The organism is Marinococcus halophilus, from assembly GCF_002265875.1.
GTDB classification, from domain to species: domain Bacteria; phylum Bacillota; class Bacilli; order Bacillales; family Marinococcaceae; genus Marinococcus; species Marinococcus halophilus.
Genome location: NZ_NPFA01000002.1, coordinates 95343 through 114612, shown reverse-complemented (window position 1 = coordinate 114612; position 19270 = coordinate 95343). Strand labels below are relative to the sequence as shown.

17 protein-coding genes are annotated in these 19270 nt (G+C 45.8%); 5 read left to right on the top strand and 12 right to left on the bottom strand.

Translation table 11 applies throughout. The features are described from left to right. Positions 1–4: 4 nt before the first annotated feature. The 9 genes from CHL76_RS02715 to CHL76_RS02675 form a co-directional block, all read right to left on the bottom strand. Complete coding sequence (locus CHL76_RS02715) at positions 5–1060, bottom strand: Gfo/Idh/MocA family protein (RefSeq protein ID WP_094907828.1); 1056 nt, start codon at positions 1058–1060, stop codon at positions 5–7. Further along, complete coding sequence (locus CHL76_RS02710) at positions 1060–1797, bottom strand: ThuA domain-containing protein (protein ID WP_094907827.1); 738 nt, start codon at positions 1795–1797, stop codon at positions 1060–1062. The genes CHL76_RS02715 and CHL76_RS02710 overlap by 1 nt, the downstream gene beginning before the upstream one ends. 185 nt (positions 1798–1982) lie before the next feature. Continuing rightward, positions 1983–3467: a xylulokinase gene (gene xylB, locus CHL76_RS02705; RefSeq protein WP_094907826.1), complete on the bottom strand. Its 1485-nt coding sequence runs from the start codon at positions 3465–3467 to the stop codon at positions 1983–1985. Positions 3468–3483: 16 nt separating this feature from the next. Then, a complete protein-coding gene (xylA, locus tag CHL76_RS02700) occupies positions 3484–4818 on the bottom strand; it encodes a xylose isomerase (RefSeq protein ID WP_079476018.1) in 1335 nt (444 codons plus the stop codon). A gap of 42 nt (positions 4819–4860) precedes the next feature. Next, entirely contained in the window at positions 4861–5682 is an 822-nt protein-coding gene (locus CHL76_RS02695) for a carbohydrate ABC transporter permease (RefSeq protein WP_079476017.1), read from the bottom strand. 19 nt (positions 5683–5701) lie between these two features. Next, positions 5702–6580: a carbohydrate ABC transporter permease gene (locus CHL76_RS02690; RefSeq protein WP_079476016.1), complete on the bottom strand. Its 879-nt coding sequence runs from the start codon at positions 6578–6580 to the stop codon at positions 5702–5704. A 91-nt stretch (positions 6581–6671) separates the two neighbouring features. Further along, positions 6672–7985 carry an extracellular solute-binding protein gene (locus tag CHL76_RS02685; protein WP_094907825.1) on the bottom strand — a complete coding sequence of 438 codons (1314 nt, stop codon included), beginning with the start codon at positions 7983–7985 and terminating at the stop codon, positions 6672–6674. A 64-nt stretch (positions 7986–8049) separates the two neighbouring features. Beyond that, on the bottom strand, positions 8050–8607 hold the full coding sequence (locus CHL76_RS02680) for a YesL family protein (RefSeq protein WP_261763908.1): 558 nt from the start codon (positions 8605–8607) through the stop codon (positions 8050–8052). Between the two features lie 60 nt (positions 8608–8667). Then, positions 8668–9840 (bottom strand): ROK family transcriptional regulator, encoded by a 1173-nt coding sequence (locus tag CHL76_RS02675; protein WP_079476013.1) that lies wholly within the window; start codon positions 9838–9840, stop codon positions 8668–8670. 248 nt (positions 9841–10088) lie between these two features. On the opposite strand from CHL76_RS02675, the gene CHL76_RS02670 reads away from it, so the two are divergent. Then, positions 10089–11711, top strand: coding sequence for a glycoside hydrolase family 43 protein (locus CHL76_RS02670; protein ID WP_094907824.1), 1623 nt, complete (start codon positions 10089–10091; stop codon positions 11709–11711). A gap of 52 nt (positions 11712–11763) precedes the next feature. Here CHL76_RS02670 and xylE read toward each other — a convergent pair whose 3' ends face one another. Further along, a complete protein-coding gene (xylE, locus tag CHL76_RS02665; protein WP_094907823.1) occupies positions 11764–13143 on the bottom strand; it encodes a D-xylose transporter XylE in 1380 nt (459 codons plus the stop codon). Positions 13144–13365: 222 nt separating this feature from the next. Between xylE and CHL76_RS02660 the strand changes: the two genes are divergently transcribed. Both CHL76_RS02660 and CHL76_RS02655 read left to right on the top strand, forming a co-directional pair. Continuing rightward, on the top strand, positions 13366–13812 hold the full coding sequence (locus CHL76_RS02660) for a hypothetical protein (protein WP_079476010.1): 447 nt from the start codon (positions 13366–13368) through the stop codon (positions 13810–13812). A gap of 146 nt (positions 13813–13958) precedes the next feature. Further along, on the top strand, positions 13959–14276 hold the full coding sequence (locus CHL76_RS02655) for a hypothetical protein (protein WP_079476009.1): 318 nt from the start codon (positions 13959–13961) through the stop codon (positions 14274–14276). Positions 14277–14499: 223 nt separating this feature from the next. On the opposite strand, the gene CHL76_RS17350 is transcribed toward CHL76_RS02655, so the two are convergent. Next, positions 14500–14625 carry a hypothetical protein gene (locus tag CHL76_RS17350; protein WP_261763711.1) on the bottom strand — a complete coding sequence of 42 codons (126 nt, stop codon included), beginning with the start codon at positions 14623–14625 and terminating at the stop codon, positions 14500–14502. A gap of 76 nt (positions 14626–14701) precedes the next feature. After that, complete coding sequence (locus CHL76_RS02645) at positions 14702–15394, bottom strand: Na-translocating system protein MpsC family protein (protein WP_158219044.1); 693 nt, start codon at positions 15392–15394, stop codon at positions 14702–14704. Between the two features lie 309 nt (positions 15395–15703). Between CHL76_RS02645 and fdhF the strand changes: the two genes are divergently transcribed. Beyond that, positions 15704–18658, top strand: a complete 2955-nt coding sequence (gene fdhF / locus CHL76_RS02640) for a formate dehydrogenase subunit alpha (protein ID WP_094907822.1) — start codon at positions 15704–15706, stop codon at positions 18656–18658. Next, positions 18658–19194 (top strand): helical membrane plugin domain-containing protein, encoded by a 537-nt coding sequence (locus tag CHL76_RS02635; RefSeq protein WP_079476005.1) that lies wholly within the window; start codon positions 18658–18660, stop codon positions 19192–19194. Before fdhF ends, CHL76_RS02635 begins: the two co-directional genes overlap by 1 nt. Positions 19195–19270 lie beyond the last annotated feature (76 nt).

Sequence of the window (19270 nt, the reverse complement as noted above, 5' to 3'; positions counted from 1 at the left end):
ATGCTTATACTTCGTCGGCATACACATTGTCCAGACGTACGCTTTTTCCAGTTCTGCTGCTTTCATAAACAGCTTCAATAATCCGGGTGACACGAAGGGCTTGCTCTGGCTTGACAACAATTTCCGCCAGCCCGAGGCACGCTTCTGTGAAATTTTTCGCCTGCAGCACGTCCTCGCGCTCCGGGTTTGTTAAGTGAGGCTCTGTACTCATCATAGAGCCGTATTTCGACTGGTAAAGCTCAAGCGGAAAGACCTGGAGGCCGCCGTCAACCCCGGAAATGCTCAGCTCCTCTTTATCTTCTTTAATATTCGCAGCCCAGGACGATTCGAGCAGCAGCGTCATTCCATTTTCAAATGTAATATAGCCGGTCACATGATCCTCTACGGTAAAGCTTTCAGCATCAATAGCTCCCCATTCGTTAATCTGGCCGGGCGTTTTACTTAAACGGTCGTAAGTTCTTCCACTGACTTCAACCGGCCGGGGGTCATCCAGCAGCCATAGCGAAAGATCAAGCAGGTGACACCCATAATCCATCAGGCTGCCGCCACCCTGAAGGTCTTTGTTTGTAAAAACCCCCCACCCAGGCACCTTTCGCCTTCGCATCGCCTGCAGACGTACGACAAGCGGATCGCCAATTTCGCCCTCCTGCACCATTTGTCTCGCCGTGCGGGATTCCTGCATATAACGGTAATGATAACCAATCGTTAATACCGCCCCCGAGCGTTCGGATGCTTCAATCATATCTCTGCACTCGGCAGTGGTCATTGCCATCGGTTTTTCACAAAGCACGTGGACTCCTGCATCGAGCGCCTGTACGGCAAGCTCTGCATGAAATTTGTTCGGCGTGCAGATAATTACTGCTTCTACCTGTTTGAGCAGCTCTTCCACTGTCCCACACACAGCCGGGATATCGAATGCTTCGGCAGCTCTCTCCGCTTTTTTGAAGTCTGTATCAAAAACAGCAGCTACGTGCGCGTCTTCGATCAGCTGGAAAGCAGGAATGTGCCTGCCCTGGGCAATGCCCCCTGCACCAATGATACCTATCTGCAGTATATCCATTAATTCTCTTCCTCCACATCTTTACTCGAAATGGTTTCAAGCGGCTTGGCATTGCCATAAACGGGCGCCGGGGTATTTTTCGGCCCAGCCCACTGAACTGCGTTTTTGATTACTGTTTGAATGTCCTGATGGTAATAGGTGGGATACGTTTCGTGGCCTGGACGGAAATAAAAAATCTTCCCCCGTCCCCGGGTGAACGTTGCCCCGCTTCGGAAAACCTCCCCGCCTTCGAACCAGCTGATAAACACGAGTTCGTCCGGTGCCGGAATGTCAAAATGCTCACCATACATTTCCTCCTTCGGCATTTCGATATACTCTCCAATTCCTTCGGTTATCGGATGCCCAGGCTCCACCACCCAGAGACGCTCACGTTCATCTGCTTCCCGCCACTTTAAATCGCAGCCTGTGCCCATCAGCGTACGGAATATTTTCGACAAATGGCCGGAATGAAGCACAATCAGCCCCATGCCATCTAGGACACGCTTTTGGACACGCCGCACAATATCGTCTTCGACTTCGTCATGGGCAATGTGGCCCCACCAGAGCAGCACATCGGTATCGTTTAACACTTCCTCCGTGAGTCCATGCTCTGGTTCGTCGAGTGTAGCCGTCCGTACAACGCCCGTTTCTTCCGTTAAAAATTCAGCCAATGCTCCGTGGATCCCCTTCGGATAAACTTCGGAGACGGCGGGATTTTTCTGTTCATGCCTGTTTTCGTTCCAGATTGTAATATTCATATCGTTCCTCCTTTGGTAGTTAAGTATCTTCTGAAGGCGTTTCCAAAACCAACTAAAAATATTTGTGCCTATTATGAGTTGGGCACCTACTTCCCCTCCATAGTAATCCAAAACGTTTCGGATCGCAATCTTCAATTATTCTTTAATAAAACAGGCAAAAGCCTGAAAAGACTTTTGCCTGTTCATTACAGTCTCTGTACAGTAAACGGCGACGTTTGTGCATATATTTTTTTATAAGCCTGAAACGTTTTTTCATATATCAATGATTGATCCGGATCCGGATAAAATGTTTCGCTTTCGTTTACAAATATCTTTTTGCATTCCTCGAGCGTTGCAAACCATCCTGCGCCATAGGCTGCAAGCATTGCTGCCCCGAGCCCCGGCCCTTGTTCATGTGCCAGTCTGCGCACCGGGCAGCCAAAAGCATCGGCCTGCATCTGAAGCCAGAAGGAACTTTTTGCTCCCCCGCCGATGGACACAAGGGAATTTACCTGAAACCCCTGCTGAAGAATAATATCATGAGACTCCTTTAGCGAATACGTGATTCCTTCCATGACCGCGCGGACAATATGCCCTCTTGTATGACGGATGTCAAGCCCGATAAAGCTGCCCCTGATGCCTGCATCCATATACGGAGTCCGTTCTCCAGTTAAAAACGGGGCGAACAATAAATGATCTGCTCCTGCCGGCACCTGAGAGGCCCGTTCGACCAGTTCTTCAATCGTTTCGTCAAAAAACAGATTGTCTTTCACCCACTGCAGGCTGTTTCCGGCAGAAAGCGTGACGCCCATATAATAATACTGATCTTCCGAAGCATGGTTAAAATAATGCAGGCGTCCATCTGGCACTGCTTCCCCGTGATCCGGTACCAGGAGCACTCCGGACGTCCCAATGCTTAGAAGGCCTTCCCCGGGTTCCGTAATACCGCTTCCTAAAGCACCGCAGGCATTATCAGCGCCGCCTGCAATAACATTTACCCTGTTATGCAGTCCTGTTCGGGCTGCTGCTTCCTTCGTCAGTCTGCCGGCGCTTTCGTGTGACTCAATCAGCGGTGGGCAGAAGGAGGAGGAAAGGTTAAAGCCCTCGAGCATCGCGTGGCTCCATGTTTTCCGCTTCACATCCAACAGAAGCGTGCCGGCTGCATCCGATAGCTCCATCTGCATGCTGCCCGTCAGCCGGTACCGGACATAGTCCTTTGGCAACAGGAAGGATGCTGCCCTGCTCCATACCTCCGGCTCATGCTCCTGCACCCAGAGCATTTTAGGGAGAGTAAAGCCTTCGAGAACGGTGTTCTGCGTCGCCTCAATCAACTCGTTCTCCCCGATCATACGGCGGATCATTTCGCACTGCTCCGATGTTCTTGTATCGTTCCAGAGTATGGCCGGGCGCAGCGGACGCCCGGCATCATCGAGAAGGACGAGGCCGTGCATCTGGCCGGAAAAACTGAGGCTTTCTACTTCTTCTGCTTTGATGCCTGTCTTCTCCATCAGCGCCTGAATCGATGCTTCCGTCTGCTCCACCCATTCATCAGGGTTCTGCTCGGAATGCCCTGCCGCCGGCTGTTGGACAGACAGCGATTTTGATACCGATGCTGTCACCTCGCCACTTCTATTCACAAGAAGCGATTTCACTGCGCTCGTTCCTAAATCGACTCCGATTACATAAGTCATGCCAGCACCTCTTTGCTTAAACTTTAACTGTATTGTTTGCGTTTAAAATATATTGGTTCAGTTTTGCCTTAATAAGCTCCTGTTTACCCGACTGATGTTCGATCGGCTCCTGGAGTTCAAGGGCGTAAGCTTCGAGTTCTTTAAAGCTTGTTTTCCCGGCGAGAATGTCACTTCCCACCCCTTTATCAAAGCTGCTGTAGCGCTCCTCCACGATGTTTTCAAATACACGGTCTTCGATCAGCTGGGAGGCTGCTTTTAATCCATACGCGAAGGTGTCCATTCCCGCAATATGCGCGTGAAACAGGTCTTCCGGCTTATGGGACGGGCGCCGCACCTTGGCATCAAAGTTTAAGCCGCCGGTACCGAGGCCGTCGTTTTTCAGAATTTCGTACATGGCAAGTGTCGCATCGTAGATATCAGTTGGGAACTCGTCAGTGTCCCATCCGAGCAGCAGGTCGCCCTGGTTTGCGTCCACAGAGCCAAGAATGCCCATTTCTCTCGCGTAGCGGAGTTCATGTTCAAATGTATGGCCGGCAAGCGTGGCGTGGTTTGATTCAATGTTCATTTTAAAATGACTGTCGAGATCATATTTTTGCAGGAACGCGTAGGCTGTAGCAACATCAAAGTCGTACTGGTGCTTCATTGGTTCCCTCGGTTTTGGTTCAATAAGCATCTGCCCTTCAAAACCTATCTCTTTCGCATAATCCACCGCCATGTGATAGAAGCGTGCCAGGTTATCCATTTCGCGTTTCATATCAGTATTAAGCAGAGTCTCGTAGCCTTCCCGGCCGCCCCAAAACACGTAGTTCTGCGCACCCAGTTCTTTCGCCACCTCAAGCTGTTTTTTTACTTTAGCTGCGGCATAGGCATACACGTCCGCATTGTTTGTCGTCGCTGCCCCGTGCATAAACCGGCGGTCCATAAACATATTCGCTGTATTCCACAGAAGACCAATGCCGTGTTCTTTCATATTATCCTTCAGCATCGCAGTGATCGTATCAATATTTTGATAGGTTTCTTTTAAAGAATTACCTTCCGGGGCAATGTCAATGTCATGAAACGCAAACCGGGTGATGCCCAGCTTATTCAAAAGTTCAAAGTTCGCCTCCACCCGTGCTTTCGCGAGATCCATGCCGTTGTATTTCTGATAGGAACGCTCCATCGTCGGTCCGCCGAATGGATCTTCCCCCCCAAAGGTGTGCGTATGCCAGTAGGCTACTGAAAAACGGAGCCATTCATCCATCGATTTCCCCATAACGGTCGCGTCCTTGTCATAGTGCTTAAAAGAAAAGTCATTAGCCGAAGCTGCTCCCTCAAAGTTGATCGTTGGTACGTTGTTAAATACAGTCATTATTCATCCTCCTAATTATTAGTTAAAGTCATTACTACGGGCTCACCCTTTAACAGCACTTGAAGAAATACCCTCCACCACTTTGTTGCTGAAAAAAAGAAAAGCCAGAAGAACCGGAATGATACTGATCACAAGTGTCGCTCCGATAGAACCCCAATCCGTCATATACTGACCGATAAAGTTCTGGATTCCGACAGTAAGTGTTTTGTACTCATCCGAGCTGATAAATGTATTCACAAATACGAATTCATTCCAGTTGTAAATCATATTAATGATAACTGTTGTTGCCATTACCGGTGTTGTCATCGGCAGAATGATCGTGAAAAACAATCGGTTGATCGATGAGCCGTCCATCACTGCCGCTTCTTCAATTTCTCTCGGCAACGTATAATAGAAGCCAAGCAGAATCATAATCGTAATCGGTAAATTGTACGTGGTGTATGTGAGCACGATTGACAACGGGTTATCGATTAAATTCACGCTGAGAAACATGCTGAACAAAGGAATCAGCGCAGAGTGAATAGGAATCATCAACCCGACCATAAACAGTCCCAGCACAAATTTATTCAGCTTCCAGTTCATGCGTGTAATCGCAAATGTCGCCATACTGGCAAAAAGTACTGTTAATACAATCGCCAATCCCGTAATCCAGACGCTGTTGAAAAAATACAGCCCTATACCGCCCTGCCAGACGTTCAGGTAGTTCCCAAACTGCGGATCACTCGGGAGCGCAAATGGGGAGCCTGAAAAGATCTGGGCGTTATCCTTAAGGGAAAACAATACTAGCCACAGCAGCGGAAAGATCTGAAACGCCGCAACCAGTGCCAAACATGTGTACAATAAAATATATCCAATTCGACCCATAACCTTCACCTCGTTTCAACTAGTACTGAATATCTTCCTTGGATGCAGTTAGTTTTCTAATAATGATAGTAACGATAAGTGTAATAATCAGCAGTAAAAAGCCGATGGCACTGCCATAACCGAAGTTATTCGTACTAAAAGCAAGATCATACATATACGATGCCATTACTTCACTCGAACCACTGGGACCGCCGCCGGTCATTACATAGATCAGGTCGAAATATTTTAGCGACCCAACGATGGCCAGAACGATGGTTACTTTTACTACGCCCATGATTAATGGGAGTTTTATTTTGTAGGCAATCTGCAATGGATTCGCTCCATCGATTTTTGCTGATTCAATTAAAGATTCCGGGATATTTTTTAGTGCAGCGTAGTATATAAGAATATAAAAGCCTGCGTACTGCCAGAGAATAGGTATAAATATGGCATACAATACGACATCCGGATTTGCCAGCCACGACGGTGGATTTTCGATACCTATTCCACGAAGGATCGTATTGAGGATCCCGTTTGCAGGATTGTAAACTTTAATCCAAAGTTGGGCGATCGCCACGGAAGAGAGAAGCATTGGGATTAAATAAATTTTTCTTAATAAGTCCGCACCTTTGATTTTGGAAGCGAGAATCATGGATACCGCTAAGTAAATCACCAGACTTAACGTTGAAAATAAAGCTAGCAGCAGTGAGTGCCAGGCACTGTCCCAGAAAGCCGCATCCTGAATGGCATTGATATAGTTTTCCATACCTATGAAGGTCATTGAACCAATACCGTTCCAGTCCATGAGACCGTAATAGCCGGTCAGTATGAGCGGAACTATAATAAGTACGGCAATGAGAAATAAAGCCGGGAATATGTAAAGCGTAATCATAAGTTTGTTCGACATAACTTTATTCATTTCACTTGCCCCCAAGCTCTGCATTTACGTCCAGAATGCATTTATGAATGATATAAAGGGCACGCCCTTAGGAATGCCCTTTATTCATTTTTTACTGGTCTTCTTCTATTGCTTCATCGTGCATTTCAGCAAATTCTTCCGGTGTAATTTCTTCACCAAATAATGACTGAATTGCTGTCAGGTGGGTTTCGGCAACATCCGGGCTCATCTGTACATCCGCAAACAATGTCAGGTTGTCAGCGTTGTTTAAATCGTCCAGAACTTCGAGATACATATCCGGAAGATCCACGTTATCCGTGTTTACTTTCGTAGCCGGGATAACGCCTGCATCGCTGACGGATTTTTCGCCCCACTTTTCAGAGAAGTATTTGACAAAGTCTTTCGATTCTTCTTTTACATCAGAATCTTCAGAAACAAACAGCCCTACGCCAGGTCCGCCTACATAGCTGTTCTGGTTGCCTTTACCTTCCACTGTCGGGAAGTCAAAGTAGTCAACCGCATCCTGGAAATCCTGCGAGACGGTTTCATCCGTGGTGTAGTTTGGAAGATCCCATGTAGCGATTAGGTACATCGCTGCCTGTTCGCTCATAAACATGCTTTTTGCTTCCTGATCGGAAAGACCGTTAAACCCTTGGGTGAAAGCACCATTTGCAGCCAAGTTCTGCGTTTTTTCCGCCGCTTTTACCAGTGGCTCTTCCGTAAAGGATGCTTCTCCATTAATTGCCTGGTTTAATAGGTTATCTTCACCAAGCCGGTCTGCCATATACATGTACCAAAGTGAACCGGTCCATCTGTCCTGGTTACCTAATGCAATTGGAGCCACGTCATTTTCCTTAAGCGTATTTACAATTTCTTCAAATTCTTCGTATGTTTCCGGCTCTTCTAAATTATATTCATCAAATATTGCACTGTTATAGAAAACCTGGGCTACGTTCAGTTCGAGCGGCAGTCCGTAAGTACTTCCATCCACTTCATATGCTTCCGTTGTGCCTTCTACGTATGAATCACGCAGGCCGTCTTCATCAAGCACATCATCAAGCGGTGCAAACATCTCCCCATCAACGTAAGGCTCGAGGAAACCACCCGGCCAGGTCATACCTACATCCGGCAGTTCACCCGATGTAGAAGTTACCTGAAGCTTTTCCTTGTATTGTTCATTACTCAGCACTTCGAGTTCCACCGTAGTATTCGGGTTCTGCTCTTCGTAATCAGCTATGATTTCGTTTACAATATCGTAATGGTCCTTAGAGCTTCCTTCCGGCCATAAGTGCATAAATTCAATCGTTTTTTGTTCTCCGTCCCCACTGCCATCGCCAGAGCCTGAAGATTCCGAGTTACAGCCTGTCATTACCATCGCTGTTGCACACCCTGCAGCCAAAAACGTAACCGCTTTCATCTTTTTCATTATTTCCTCCCCCTTTTCATAATATTAAAGTAACACCCTCTACATAATTTGTCCAGTAAACAAACTAAGTTTTTATAATTTTTTTAAAAATATTTTTATTGACGACTGTGGCAACAAATGCCGTAGCGCTTATTCCAAATATAAAGCCCAGTGCTGGCACCATGTAAAAAACAACTCCCAGAAGAAATAAACTTAGCGTTAAAAAGAATAAATGAACAGGATGAGTCAACATAATAAAAAATGCATTCTTAAAAATATTTCTTAGTTTATCGTCAAAATGAGCAAAGGAAGGAAAAAGATATAACAGAAAAACAAACACAAACAGAATATATACAAACAACGGGATGTGAAGCCAGTTCAATGTGTCACTTGCTGCGATGAACTGAATATCAAGAACAACAAGTATGAATAAAAAAAGGACTACAGCCCCCAACTTATTAGATTGAACAAATTCCCGTTTGTAAACCTTCCAAAAATAGGGGAAAATTGGAAGATCCGTTTCTCCGCTCACCCATTTGCGCACTACTGCAAACAAAGCGTTTGTTGCCGGAAATAAGCCTGCAGCCACAGCTCCCATCAGCGTAAAAAACACCCAGAGCACCTGAACGTACGCGAAATTCATCACCCACGTCAACGCTTGATAAATTTTACTGTTCAATTTCGAACAGCCCCCTTTCTATACTTATACCACCGTGACTCTGCTGGTCGAAAAAAATGTTTCAATCGAAAAAGCCGCAGAGCCCAGGGCACATGAATATATACTGTTTTCAGAGAAGGACAACGTGAACGAATCTCGAAATTCTTCATGAAGGCGCTGCTGAAACACTCTTTCAATAGGATTGCGAAGCCACTGCTCCAATTCTGCAAAGCGGTTTCCTACAATGATTTTTTCCGGGTTAAATATGTTAATGAGATTCGTCAATCCAATGCCAATATATTCCCCCACCTGGTCAAAAGCGTTTAGCACCTCCAGGTTTCTTTCCTTTGCTTTTGCAATTAGACAGTCGATTGTCACTTCCTCCTGACCTGAAAAGAGATGTGCTGTTTTTTCCACCATAGCGCCTTCCGAGCTGTATAGCTCCCAGCAGCCTTTATTACCGCACCGGCATTTTCTCCCATTTGGCTCAATAGTGAAATGTCCGACTTCCCCGGAGATACCGCTGCCGCCCTTATATAATTGGTCATTAATAAAAATGCCTGCACCAACGCCAATGCCAATACTTACATAGATAAAGTTCGAAACGCCCTGCCCGGCCCCGTACCTCTTTTCGCCGTGCGAACCAGCTTTTGCTTCATTTTCAATAAATACTGGCAATTCGTATTTTCTTTCCAGATGCTGTTTTAAATGAACATTTTTCCAATCCAGGTTCGGCGCGAATAAAATGGTACCTTCGTTGTCGATCAGCCCCGGGACCCCAACACCGATTCCCACTATGCCATAGGCACTTTTTGGCGCCTGATCCGTAAGATCTTCAATGACTTCCTCCACTTTATTAAATACTGCTCCTTCATCAATAGACAGCAGCGGCTCATTAATTTTGGCAACGATCGCTCCCTGCAGGTCTGTCAGTATACCAAGGACATAATTTACTCCAAGGTCAATACCAATAGCATAACCGGCTTTATTATTAAAAAAAAGCATGGTCGGCTTTCTTCCCCCATTGGAAAGCCCAGTCCCCATTTCCTCCACAAGTCTGCCCTCCAGCAAATCAGCCACCAGACTTGAAACTGTAGCTTTATTCAGACCGGTATCTTTTGAAATTTGCGCCCTTGAAATTGGGCTTTTCTGCTGAACGGTCGTCAGCACGATTGATTTATTTATTTGCTTTACCAGGGTTTGGTCTCCCGTGCGCATATTATCTTCTCCTACTTCTCAATTTTGGTCGGTTTACGTACATAATAGCATACATTTTCTTTTGATCATCATATAGTTTTTTGGTTAAACAAAGATGATAGTATTTATATGCAATAATTTATGTTTTCATTCACATTTTTGCTTCAAAACAAATTTACAGTTGAGCAGAATCAGGAATTAAGTTATATTTAGTTTATTGCTTATACAATCTTTTTTGAAAGCGTTACCAAATATAGGAGGGTACTATCATGAATGATCAAATTACCAATCCAATTTTAACTGGTTTTAACCCTGACCCGAGTATTTGCAGGGCTGGAGAGAATTATTATATTGCTACTTCCACATTTGAATGGTTCCCAGGGGTGCAGATTCATCATTCAAAGGATTTAAAAAACTGGGAAGTCGTCAAACATCCTCTCGAACGAACCTCCCAGCTGAATATGGCAGGCAATCCAGACTCAGGCGGCGTCTGGGCCCCCGCGCTCTCCTGGCATGATAACCAGTTCTGGCTTATATATTCAGATATTAAACAAATCGACGGTATCTGGAAGGACGGCCATAATTACCTAGTCACCTGCGATACAATTGACGGTGAATGGAGCGACCCTGTGTATTTGAACAGCTCCGGGTTTGACCCTTCTCTCTACCATGACGACGACGGCAGAAAGTATCTGCTGAATATGGTCTGGGATTACCGTCCGGGCAATCACCGCTTTTACGGTATCGCGCTGCAGGAATACGACGCCGAAGCAGAAGCACTGATTGGTGAGCGCCAGATCATTTTCACCGGTACAGATATCAAACTGACCGAGGGGCCTCATATTTATAAAATAAATGGGTGGTATTATCTACTTACTGCAGAAGGCGGCACTACCTTTGACCACGCAGCTACCATAGCACGATCCAAATCATTATTCGGCCCTTACGAAGTCCACCCGGATAATCCGTTTATTACTTCCTGGCCCTACCCGAGAAATCCTTTGCAGAAAGCAGGACACGGCTCTCTTGTAGAAACACAAAACGGCGAATGGTATTTTGTACATCTGACCGGAAGGCCGCTAAAAGAAGCACAAAAGCCTTTATTGGACCCACGGGGCTTCTGCCCGCTCGGGAGAGAAACCGCTATCCAAAAGGTTCATTGGGAAAAGGATTGGCCTTACATAACCGGCGGTAACGAGCCTTCACTGTATGTAGAAGGCCCTGGTCTTTCGAAGGAGTCCCAGCATTCACCTTCCCCTGTATACAGCCGTTTTAACACCGGCGACCTGGATAAAAGCTTCCAGACCCTGCGGGTTCCTTTAGGGGAAAATACTTTATCGCTTAAAGACCGTCCAGGCTATTTACGACTCTACGGCAAAGATTCCCTAACATCTAAATTCACCCAGGCGTTTGTAGCCAGAAGGTGGCAGCATTTTTATTTTGATGCTGAGACCGCCCTTCAATTCGATCCGGATCATTTCCAGCAGTCCGCAGGCATGGTCTGCTATTACAATACGCAAAACTGGGTTTATTTTCACGTGACCCACGATGAAAATAAAGGAAGGATTTTAACCCTTCTTACTAATGACCATTTTCAATTTGATAAGCCGCTTCGGAACAGCGACATTGAGCTTGGTCAGGATATAGAAACGATTTACCTTAAAGTGTCTGTGCGCATGGACCAGTATTGGTTTTCCTACTCCTTTGACGGCAGCTCGTGGATTGCGGTGGATATTTCTTTTCCTTCCGCTAAACTATCGGATGACCATATACAGGGCGACGGCTTTTTCACAGGCGCTTTTGTCGGTATGCAGTGCCAGGACAGTTTTTCTTCCAAGCCTGCAGATTTCGAATATTTTCATTACTTTCCTAAAGAAGAGAACGAAGCATAACGTACAGAAAGCCCGGCTGCACTACTCGCAGCCGGGCTTCTTTTTTACAAGCTTACTTTTTCATTCCCATTTCTATCTCTTCAAGCGTTTTTCCCTTTGTTTCAGGTACAAATTTCCATACGAATAGGGCGGACAATATGCTCATGAAACCGTAAAATCCATACGTTAATCCACCGCTGAACTCAATCATAGCCGGGTATGTGGAAGAAATAAAATAGTTTGCGGCCCATTGGGCTGCCACCGCAATAGCGAGAGCCTGACCGCGAATTTTGTTCGGAAATATTTCGGATAAAAGCACCCATACCACCGGGCCCCACGACATCATAAAGGAAGCTGTATAGATGATAATAAATACAAGCGTCGCTATACCAATAGTGCCGGTAAAAGCGAGAGCCGAAACACCGAACATACCTATGGTCATTCCGATCGACCCGATAATCAGCAGTGGCTTCCGCCCGAATTTATCCACCGTCATAATAGCGATGACTGTAAATATTAAATTCACAGCTCCCATAATGATCGTCTGGAATAGTGAAGCGTCTCTTGCAGCTCCCATGCTTTCAAATATTCTCGGTGCATAATACAGCGCAACGTTAATGCCGACGAATTGCTGGAAAATTGACAAGAGAATACCGATTATAATAATCAGCTTTCCGTAGGCAAACAATTTCTCTTTGCTTTTATCAAACGATTGATTAATCTCATAAAACGTAGCCTTTGCCATCGTCTGGTCGTAGATTCTTGATAAAATTTTCATTGCTTTGTCATCCCGGTTTTTGGAAACCAGATACCTCGGTGTCTCAGGCACAGTTAACAGGAATAATAAAAATAAAGCCGCTGGTATAGCTTCTGAAGCAAACATATATCTCCAGCCGAGAGTGTCCACCCATTCTGCTGTTTCTCCTCGGGCGATCCCCCAGTTAACAAAGTATACAACGAACTGGCCGAAAATAATCGCAAACTGGTTAAGGGACACAAGCCTCCCCCTAATATCAGGCGGGGCCATCTCACCAATGTACATAGGCGCGACCGCCGAGGCCAGTCCTACTCCGATTCCTCCGATAATACGGTAAATATTAAATACAACTAAAAGAGCAACAGAAGGGTCGCCAGCTTCAAAAAATAATGCTTCCGGGTAGGCTGAACCCAATGCGGAAAGAAGAAACAGCACCGCTGCTATAATCAATGTAAATTTTCTTCCTATCCGGTTTGCAAAAAATCCTGAAATTAACCCACCGATGATACAACCGATAAGAGCACTTGAAACCGTCAGGCCGTGAATAAAAGGACTCAGATTCAGACTGTCAGCAAAGTAGGTCTGCAGCGATCCCTCCGCACCGGAAATCACAGCCGTATCATAACCAAACAACAAGCCGCCAAGTGTAGCTACCATGGTAACTAATACTACATAAATCGTTCGTTTAGAATTCATATGCGCGAGTAGCTCTACTACTCTTCCCTCCTTTATGTAAGCGATCACAAACAAGATTAACATTCTTCGTTTGTTTAATCAATAAACTTAATTGGCAAAAGTATTATATGAATATTTTCATTTGAACGAACGAAAAACTTTTGTGAACTAAAAAAGACGTTCCTTTCAAGGTTTATTCGGGAATAAGAATAAACAGCCAGTATTATGAGGAGGAAATCAACAGTGAGTCTTTTTTCATCTATTAAAAAACGAGTGACCGATGCGAAAGAAAACGGGGTAACTATACCGGTCACGGAAAAAATGTTTCTGAAGGTTCTTCAGGTTAAAAAAATGGATAATGTCGATATTTCCGCAGTTCATATCCAGGATCAGGTCCTGCGCATTGAAGGAGTTAAAAATGACAGCAGCCAAAGCCGTTTCAGCATGCTGCTGGAGCCTTCCCACGCTTCCGAGCGGGCCCTTTACTTCACGTTAAAATCCATCTCTCCTTTAGAAGCAGAAGACGTATTTAAAGAAATTTTTGACCGCCCGCCCTACTTCTCAGTACAGGACCAGCAGGCAGGATTTCACTTGGAAGTGTTCGAACCTATGAAAAAAGTTCCTTACGGAAAAATAGATTCCTATTACTTTGAGCAGAACAAATTAAAAGTCGTCATGAAATGGAAATAAACAGACTTTCATAGTTCAGGAACTTTAAACAGGTAATTACTTCTCTACAGGACTTTTTACTTCCGGTTTCTGCCGGAAGTATTTTTTAGGTAGAAATTACCTATTTTTTCGTGCATAATGAAAGAAAAACGAATGGGGCGAAAATCATGGAATATCAGGCAGCTTCTTTCGGGCGGTACCGTGTTCTCCAAAATGGTTCTATTGAAGTTATTGCAGACATCACCAGCCGTTTTGAGCACCCGCGTTGGGAGAATATGTGGTATCTATCAGAAACAAAGCGGATCTGCCGTGAGCTGGAGACGCTTGGCATCATTTCAGAGTGCGACAGCTTTGAAATTGTCGACCGCAACCAGTTTAAGATTTTTTGGAAAAAGGACCGTATCGCCTGGGGGTATATTGATGAAGACGAAACGTACTTTCGCCTGCGATTCACCGGCCTAGTCGATGCCCCTGCTACCGAATAGCAGTACTACCTGTCTTTGTTATGGTTGCAATTAAGAGCCATATCATTTAAGGTGTACATACAAAGCAATTACTTATAGAACAATTAAATAAACGGTGGAAATGGATAGACAATCGCGCTATTTCCCATAAGCCAAAAAGAGACACAGGGTACCTGCCTCCTGTTTATCTTTTTGGCTTTTTTATTTATTCAGGAAAGGAGAAATATTTTAACTTATGAAATTTTTAATTGATCACGACGGCCAAAAGATTCACAAATCCGTATTTGTTAACGACCTCTGCATGACCAGCAGCAAACCGTCCGATTGGGAAAGCTTCATCGAAGAAGCGGCCCTGCAGTCGTTCACGCAAAAGAATTACTCCTATTGTGTCCACTGCTTTCAAGCTTATGCCGGCTGATACACCCGGCGCAGGCAATCAGTGCCGTTTAGCCGGAGCCACTCATGATAAAGACGATAACGCTTCGGTCCCGTTCAAAGTCCCAATCAACAAACACATCAGCAATATTCATGCCAGCTATGGACGTAAATGACTTTCCTTCTATTAGCAGTCGTTTTTCCAGCTTGCGTTTAGTGACCTTTAACTGTTCTTCATATCCCTGCTGCACTAACTCCTTTTCAATGTTAATCAGCAGCCCTTCCCGGATGACAAGCAGAGTTTTATTATTTAACATTCCCGAAAAAACTTTGTCGGGCTCTTTTTCTGCCTCCGCAGTAACCTGCCTCACCCGCTCTTCGAGTTTCTTTTTACCGGCATATTCCTTAAAAGGATTTTCGCCGTCATATGCATTTTCATCAATACCGACAAAAATACTGGATTCCTTATCAAAGTCGCTGTCATGATAAAAGTTTTTATACACTTGTCCGGTCACCGACTGCACGTAGCCGTTAATTTCCGGAACAATTTTGTGCATCATGCTTTCACGCAGACGAAAAACCGCCTGCTCGCCTTCCTGCTCGAGAATAACCCGCTCCATCGGGCTAAGAAAATGCCGCAGATAGATTGTAATGAAAGGACCCTGCATAACCACATGGGCTGCTTCCGGGCCTTTGCCGAATCGCTCCCGCAGCAGTCTGCCGGCGAAGCTCGCAATATCTTTTTCGTTTTCTGTTGGTCTCATTTTATCAGTGTCCTTTGAGTAAAGTTTAGTCCCGTATTTAACCTCCAAAAGCATTATAATCTAGTTTTCATTTAATCACAAACGCTACATTCCCTAATAAAATGGCTCTACAATTATTAAAATATTGTTTTAAGTTTATATTTTCGTGGAAGTGTGAAAGTAATCCTTTATTATTTTTACATTTTTCAGTTTAAATCCTAGAATAAAGGGGGCACTCCCTTGGCTCTTACATAAGCGAGTGCGGCATTCATCTACTGTCCTCTATTTCTTTCAATTCCTCTAGTCCAATTTTATTTCCAAAATGGAAGGATGATTATTTTGTCGATTATTCGAGTAACGATGAATGGCACCGAACGCAAAGTTTCGGACGATTCCACTATCCTAGATTACACACGAGGCACCAACGAAGAAGTGCCGAATGTCTGCTATCACCCGAGCCTGGGTGCGATTGAAACCTGTGATACCTGTATGGTAAAGGTGAACGGAGAAATTGTCCGTGCCTGTTCCACCGAATTTAAAGAAGATGACGTCATCGAAACACTTACGCCTGACGTTGACCAGGCGCAAAAAATTGCGATGGACCGCATTTTGCATAATCATGAGCTTTACTGTACCGTCTGCGACTACAATAATGGCGGCTGTGAAATCCACAACACGGTTGAAGCAATGCGGGTTGAACATCAAAGCGTACCTTTCGAAACCAAACCGTATGAAAAAGACTATACGAACCCGCACTACCGTTATGATCCGGATCAGTGCATTCTTTGCGGACGCTGCGTGGAAGCCTGTCAGGACGTCCAGGTGACCGAAACTCTATCCATTGACTGGGAACGCGAACGTCCCCGCGTCATTTGGGACAATGATGTTCCGATCGGCGAATCCTCCTGTGTTTCCTGTGGCCACTGTTCGACCGTGTGCCCATGCAACGCTTTAATTGAAACAAATATGGAAGGCGAAGCCGGCTATATGACCGGACTTAAAGAAGATACCCTCCGTCCGATGATTGATATCACCAAGGATGTGGAAACCGGCTACAGCTCAATCCTGGCCCTATCCAATATGGAATCCAAAATGCGCGATGACCGCATCGAAAAAACAAAAACAGTATGTACTTATTGCGGCGTCGGCTGTAGCTTTGATGTCTGGACAAAAGACCGCGAAATTCTGAAAATTGAGCCGCAGGCAGAAGCACCTGCAAACGGTATTTCCACCTGTGTAAAAGGCAAATTCGGCTGGGATTTTGTGAACAGCGAAGAACGCCTTCAGAATCCGCTCGTCCGTGAAAACGGCCAGTTTGTCGAGACAACCTGGGAGCATGCTTTAAACGTGATCCAGAAAAACTTTACTTCCATTAAGGAAGAGAGCGGCAACGATGCTCTTGCATTTATCAGCTCTTCTAAAACATCGAACGAAGAGTCCTATCTTATGCAGAAGCTCTCCCGTTCCGTCATGGGAACAAACAACATTGATAACTGCTCCCGGTACTGCCAGACTCCTGCTACCCAGGGCCTCTTCCGCACTGTCGGCTACGGCGGGGACACTGGCACGATAGAAGACATTAAAAACGCGGAGCTTATTATTACCGTCGGGACAAACACCTCAGAATCCCACCCGGTGCTTGCCACGCGGATTAAAAGCTCCCATAAGCTGCGCAACCAGAAGCTGATCGTTTCTGACATCAGAAAGCACGAAATGGCAGAGCGCTCAGATATGTTTATCCAGCCGAAGCCGGGCACGGACCTTGTATGGCTGAATGCCGTCGCTAAATATATTATCGACCAGGGTTGGCAGGACGAAGAATTTATTAATGAACGCGTGGATTACTACGACGACTTTGTTAAAGAACTCGAAATGTACACCATCGATTACGCTGTGGAGCAGACCGGTCTCTCCCGCGAGGAATTGATCGGCATTGCCGAGAGCATCCATGAAGCAGATACTACCTGTGCGCTGTGGGCGATGGGTGTTACCCAACACTCTGGAGGTGCGGATACGAGCACCGCAATATCGAACCTGCTGCTTGTCTCCGGCAACTACGGTCGTAACGGTACCGGTGCTTACCCTCTCCGCGGACATAATAACGTCCAGGGCGCTACAGACTTCGGAAGCGCACCGAACCTTCTTCCCGGCTATCAATCCGTTGAAGACGAAGAAGTCCGCCATAAGTTTGAACAGGGCTGGAACACTAAGCTTTCCAGTGAAGTCGGCATGACGAACCATGAAATGGTGGACGCGATGCACGAAGGCCGCCTGCGCAGCCTTTATCTGAAAGGCGAGGAAATGGCGCTTGTCGACTCCAACATTAACTACGTGCAGCAGGGCTTTGAAAAACTTGATTTCTTCGTGGTGCAGGATATTTTCCTCTCTGAAACAGCCAAGTTTGCTGATGTGGTGCTCCCAGCAAGCCCAAGCCTGGAAAAAGACGGCACGTTCGTAAATACCGAACGCCGGATTCAGCGTTTGTATAAAGCACTCGACCCACTCGGTAACTCTAAGCCGGATTGGGAAATTCTGCAGCTTGTCGCCAACCGGATGGGTGCTGATTGGAATTACAGCCATCCGTCTGAAATTATGGCAGAAGCAGCTTCTCTCTGCCCGTTCTTCGAAGGCGTTTCCTACGAGCGGCTCGAAGGGTACGACTCTCTCGTATGGCCTGTGACTAAAGAAGGACAGGATGAGCCGCTTCTTTATGAATCCCGCTTCCAGTTCCCGAATGGAAAGGCAAGATTCTATCCGGTCCATTGGACAGAGCCTCAAACCTTTGGAGAACAGTACGACCTGCACGTAAACAACGGCCGGATGCTTGAACACTTCCACGAAGGCAATATGACGTATAAAACAGAAGGGATCACGCTGAAAACACCGGACAACTTTGTCGAGATTTCTCCAGAGCTTGCTGAAGAGCGCGGACTTGAAAGCGGAGCGCTTGTAAGGCTTAAATCCCCATACGGGGCAGTGCGTATCCAGGCGCTTGTTACTGACCGTGTGAAAGAAAAGCAGCTGTACATTCCGATGAACAATTCCGGTGAATCTGCGATCAACCGTTTGACAAGCAGTGAAGCAGATAAGGATACAGATACTCCGGCCTATAAAGAAGCCCAGGTGTTTATGGAAGTACTCAGCACAGACGGCGAAGCACCGATGCCGAAAAACAACTTCCGTTACGGAAATCCCCAGCCGCAGAACGGCGTGGAAGTAGAACGGAAATGGAAGCGTAATGACTACATCTTCCCTGGCGACATGGTGAGAAAGGAGAATCGCTAATGGCTGAGCGTATAACTCATATCGAAAAGCTGAAATTCTCCGAAGAGGAACTCAAACAGCGGGACATGGAAGAACTCCAGTCCCAGCTGCTTGATAATAAAGAAAGCCTGGAAAAGATGGTGCGCACCGCGAACCTGCTTGATGAATCCGGCCTGCTGGACATGGCAAACGGACTTCTCAGCGAAGGGGATAAAGTATTAAACGTCGCAGTAAATGCGATGAACACTGAAGGCAGCACCAACATGCTGAAAAACCTGCTTCTTCTCGCTGGGGAAGCCGGGAAACTTGATGTCGAAAGCATGCAGCCGATTCTATTGAAATTAAACAAAGGACTCGAGCGTGTGGCAAAAATGGAAGAAGAAAAAGAAGATACCAAGCAAACGGTTAATATCTTCCAATTATTAAAGCTGCTCCGGGATCCCGAAGTCAATCACACGCTTTCACTTGGTATCGCCTTTATGCGTGGCATGGGCGAAACAGGCAAGCCGGAAATGGAAAGAGAACAAAACGAACGCAAGCCAGATACAAAAGTTTAACCTGCTGTTCCCTTCCTCCAGGCTGCATTTTGCAGCCTGGCTTTTTTGTTTGAAAGCAGCCTATGCGCGGGAATAG

Excerpts from the sequence above, each read along its gene's own strand:
- CHL76_RS02715 (WP_094907828.1), bottom strand. The coding sequence starts at position 1,060 with ATGGATATACTGCAGATAGGTATCATTGGTGCAGGGGGCATTGCCCAG.
- CHL76_RS02710 (WP_094907827.1), bottom strand. The coding sequence starts at position 1,797 with ATGAATATTACAATCTGGAACGAAAACAGGCATGAACAGAAAAATCCC.
- xylB (WP_094907826.1), bottom strand. The coding sequence starts at position 3,467 with ATGACTTATGTAATCGGAGTCGATTTAGGAACGAGCGCAGTGAAATCG.
- xylA (WP_079476018.1), bottom strand. The coding sequence starts at position 4,818 with ATGACTGTATTTAACAACGTACCAACGATCAACTTTGAGGGAGCAGCT.
- CHL76_RS02695 (WP_079476017.1), bottom strand. The coding sequence starts at position 5,682 with ATGGGTCGAATTGGATATATTTTATTGTACACATGTTTGGCACTGGTT.
- CHL76_RS02690 (WP_079476016.1), bottom strand. The coding sequence starts at position 6,580 with ATGAATAAAGTTATGTCGAACAAACTTATGATTACGCTTTACATATTC.
- CHL76_RS02685 (WP_094907825.1), bottom strand. The coding sequence starts at position 7,985 with ATGAAAAAGATGAAAGCGGTTACGTTTTTGGCTGCAGGGTGTGCAACA.
- CHL76_RS02680 (WP_261763908.1), bottom strand. The coding sequence starts at position 8,607 with ATGAATTTCGCGTACGTTCAGGTGCTCTGGGTGTTTTTTACGCTGATG.
- CHL76_RS02675 (WP_079476013.1), bottom strand. The coding sequence starts at position 9,840 with ATGCGCACGGGAGACCAAACCCTGGTAAAGCAAATAAATAAATCAATC.
- CHL76_RS02670 (WP_094907824.1), top strand. The coding sequence starts at position 10,089 with ATGAATGATCAAATTACCAATCCAATTTTAACTGGTTTTAACCCTGAC.
- xylE (WP_094907823.1), bottom strand. The coding sequence starts at position 13,143 with ATGAATTCTAAACGAACGATTTATGTAGTATTAGTTACCATGGTAGCT.
- CHL76_RS02655 (WP_079476009.1), top strand. The coding sequence starts at position 13,959 with ATGGAATATCAGGCAGCTTCTTTCGGGCGGTACCGTGTTCTCCAAAAT.
- CHL76_RS02645 (WP_158219044.1), bottom strand. The coding sequence starts at position 15,394 with ATGAGACCAACAGAAAACGAAAAAGATATTGCGAGCTTCGCCGGCAGA.
- fdhF (WP_094907822.1), top strand. The coding sequence starts at position 15,704 with ATGATTATTTTGTCGATTATTCGAGTAACGATGAATGGCACCGAACGC.
- CHL76_RS02635 (WP_079476005.1), top strand. The coding sequence starts at position 18,658 with ATGGCTGAGCGTATAACTCATATCGAAAAGCTGAAATTCTCCGAAGAG.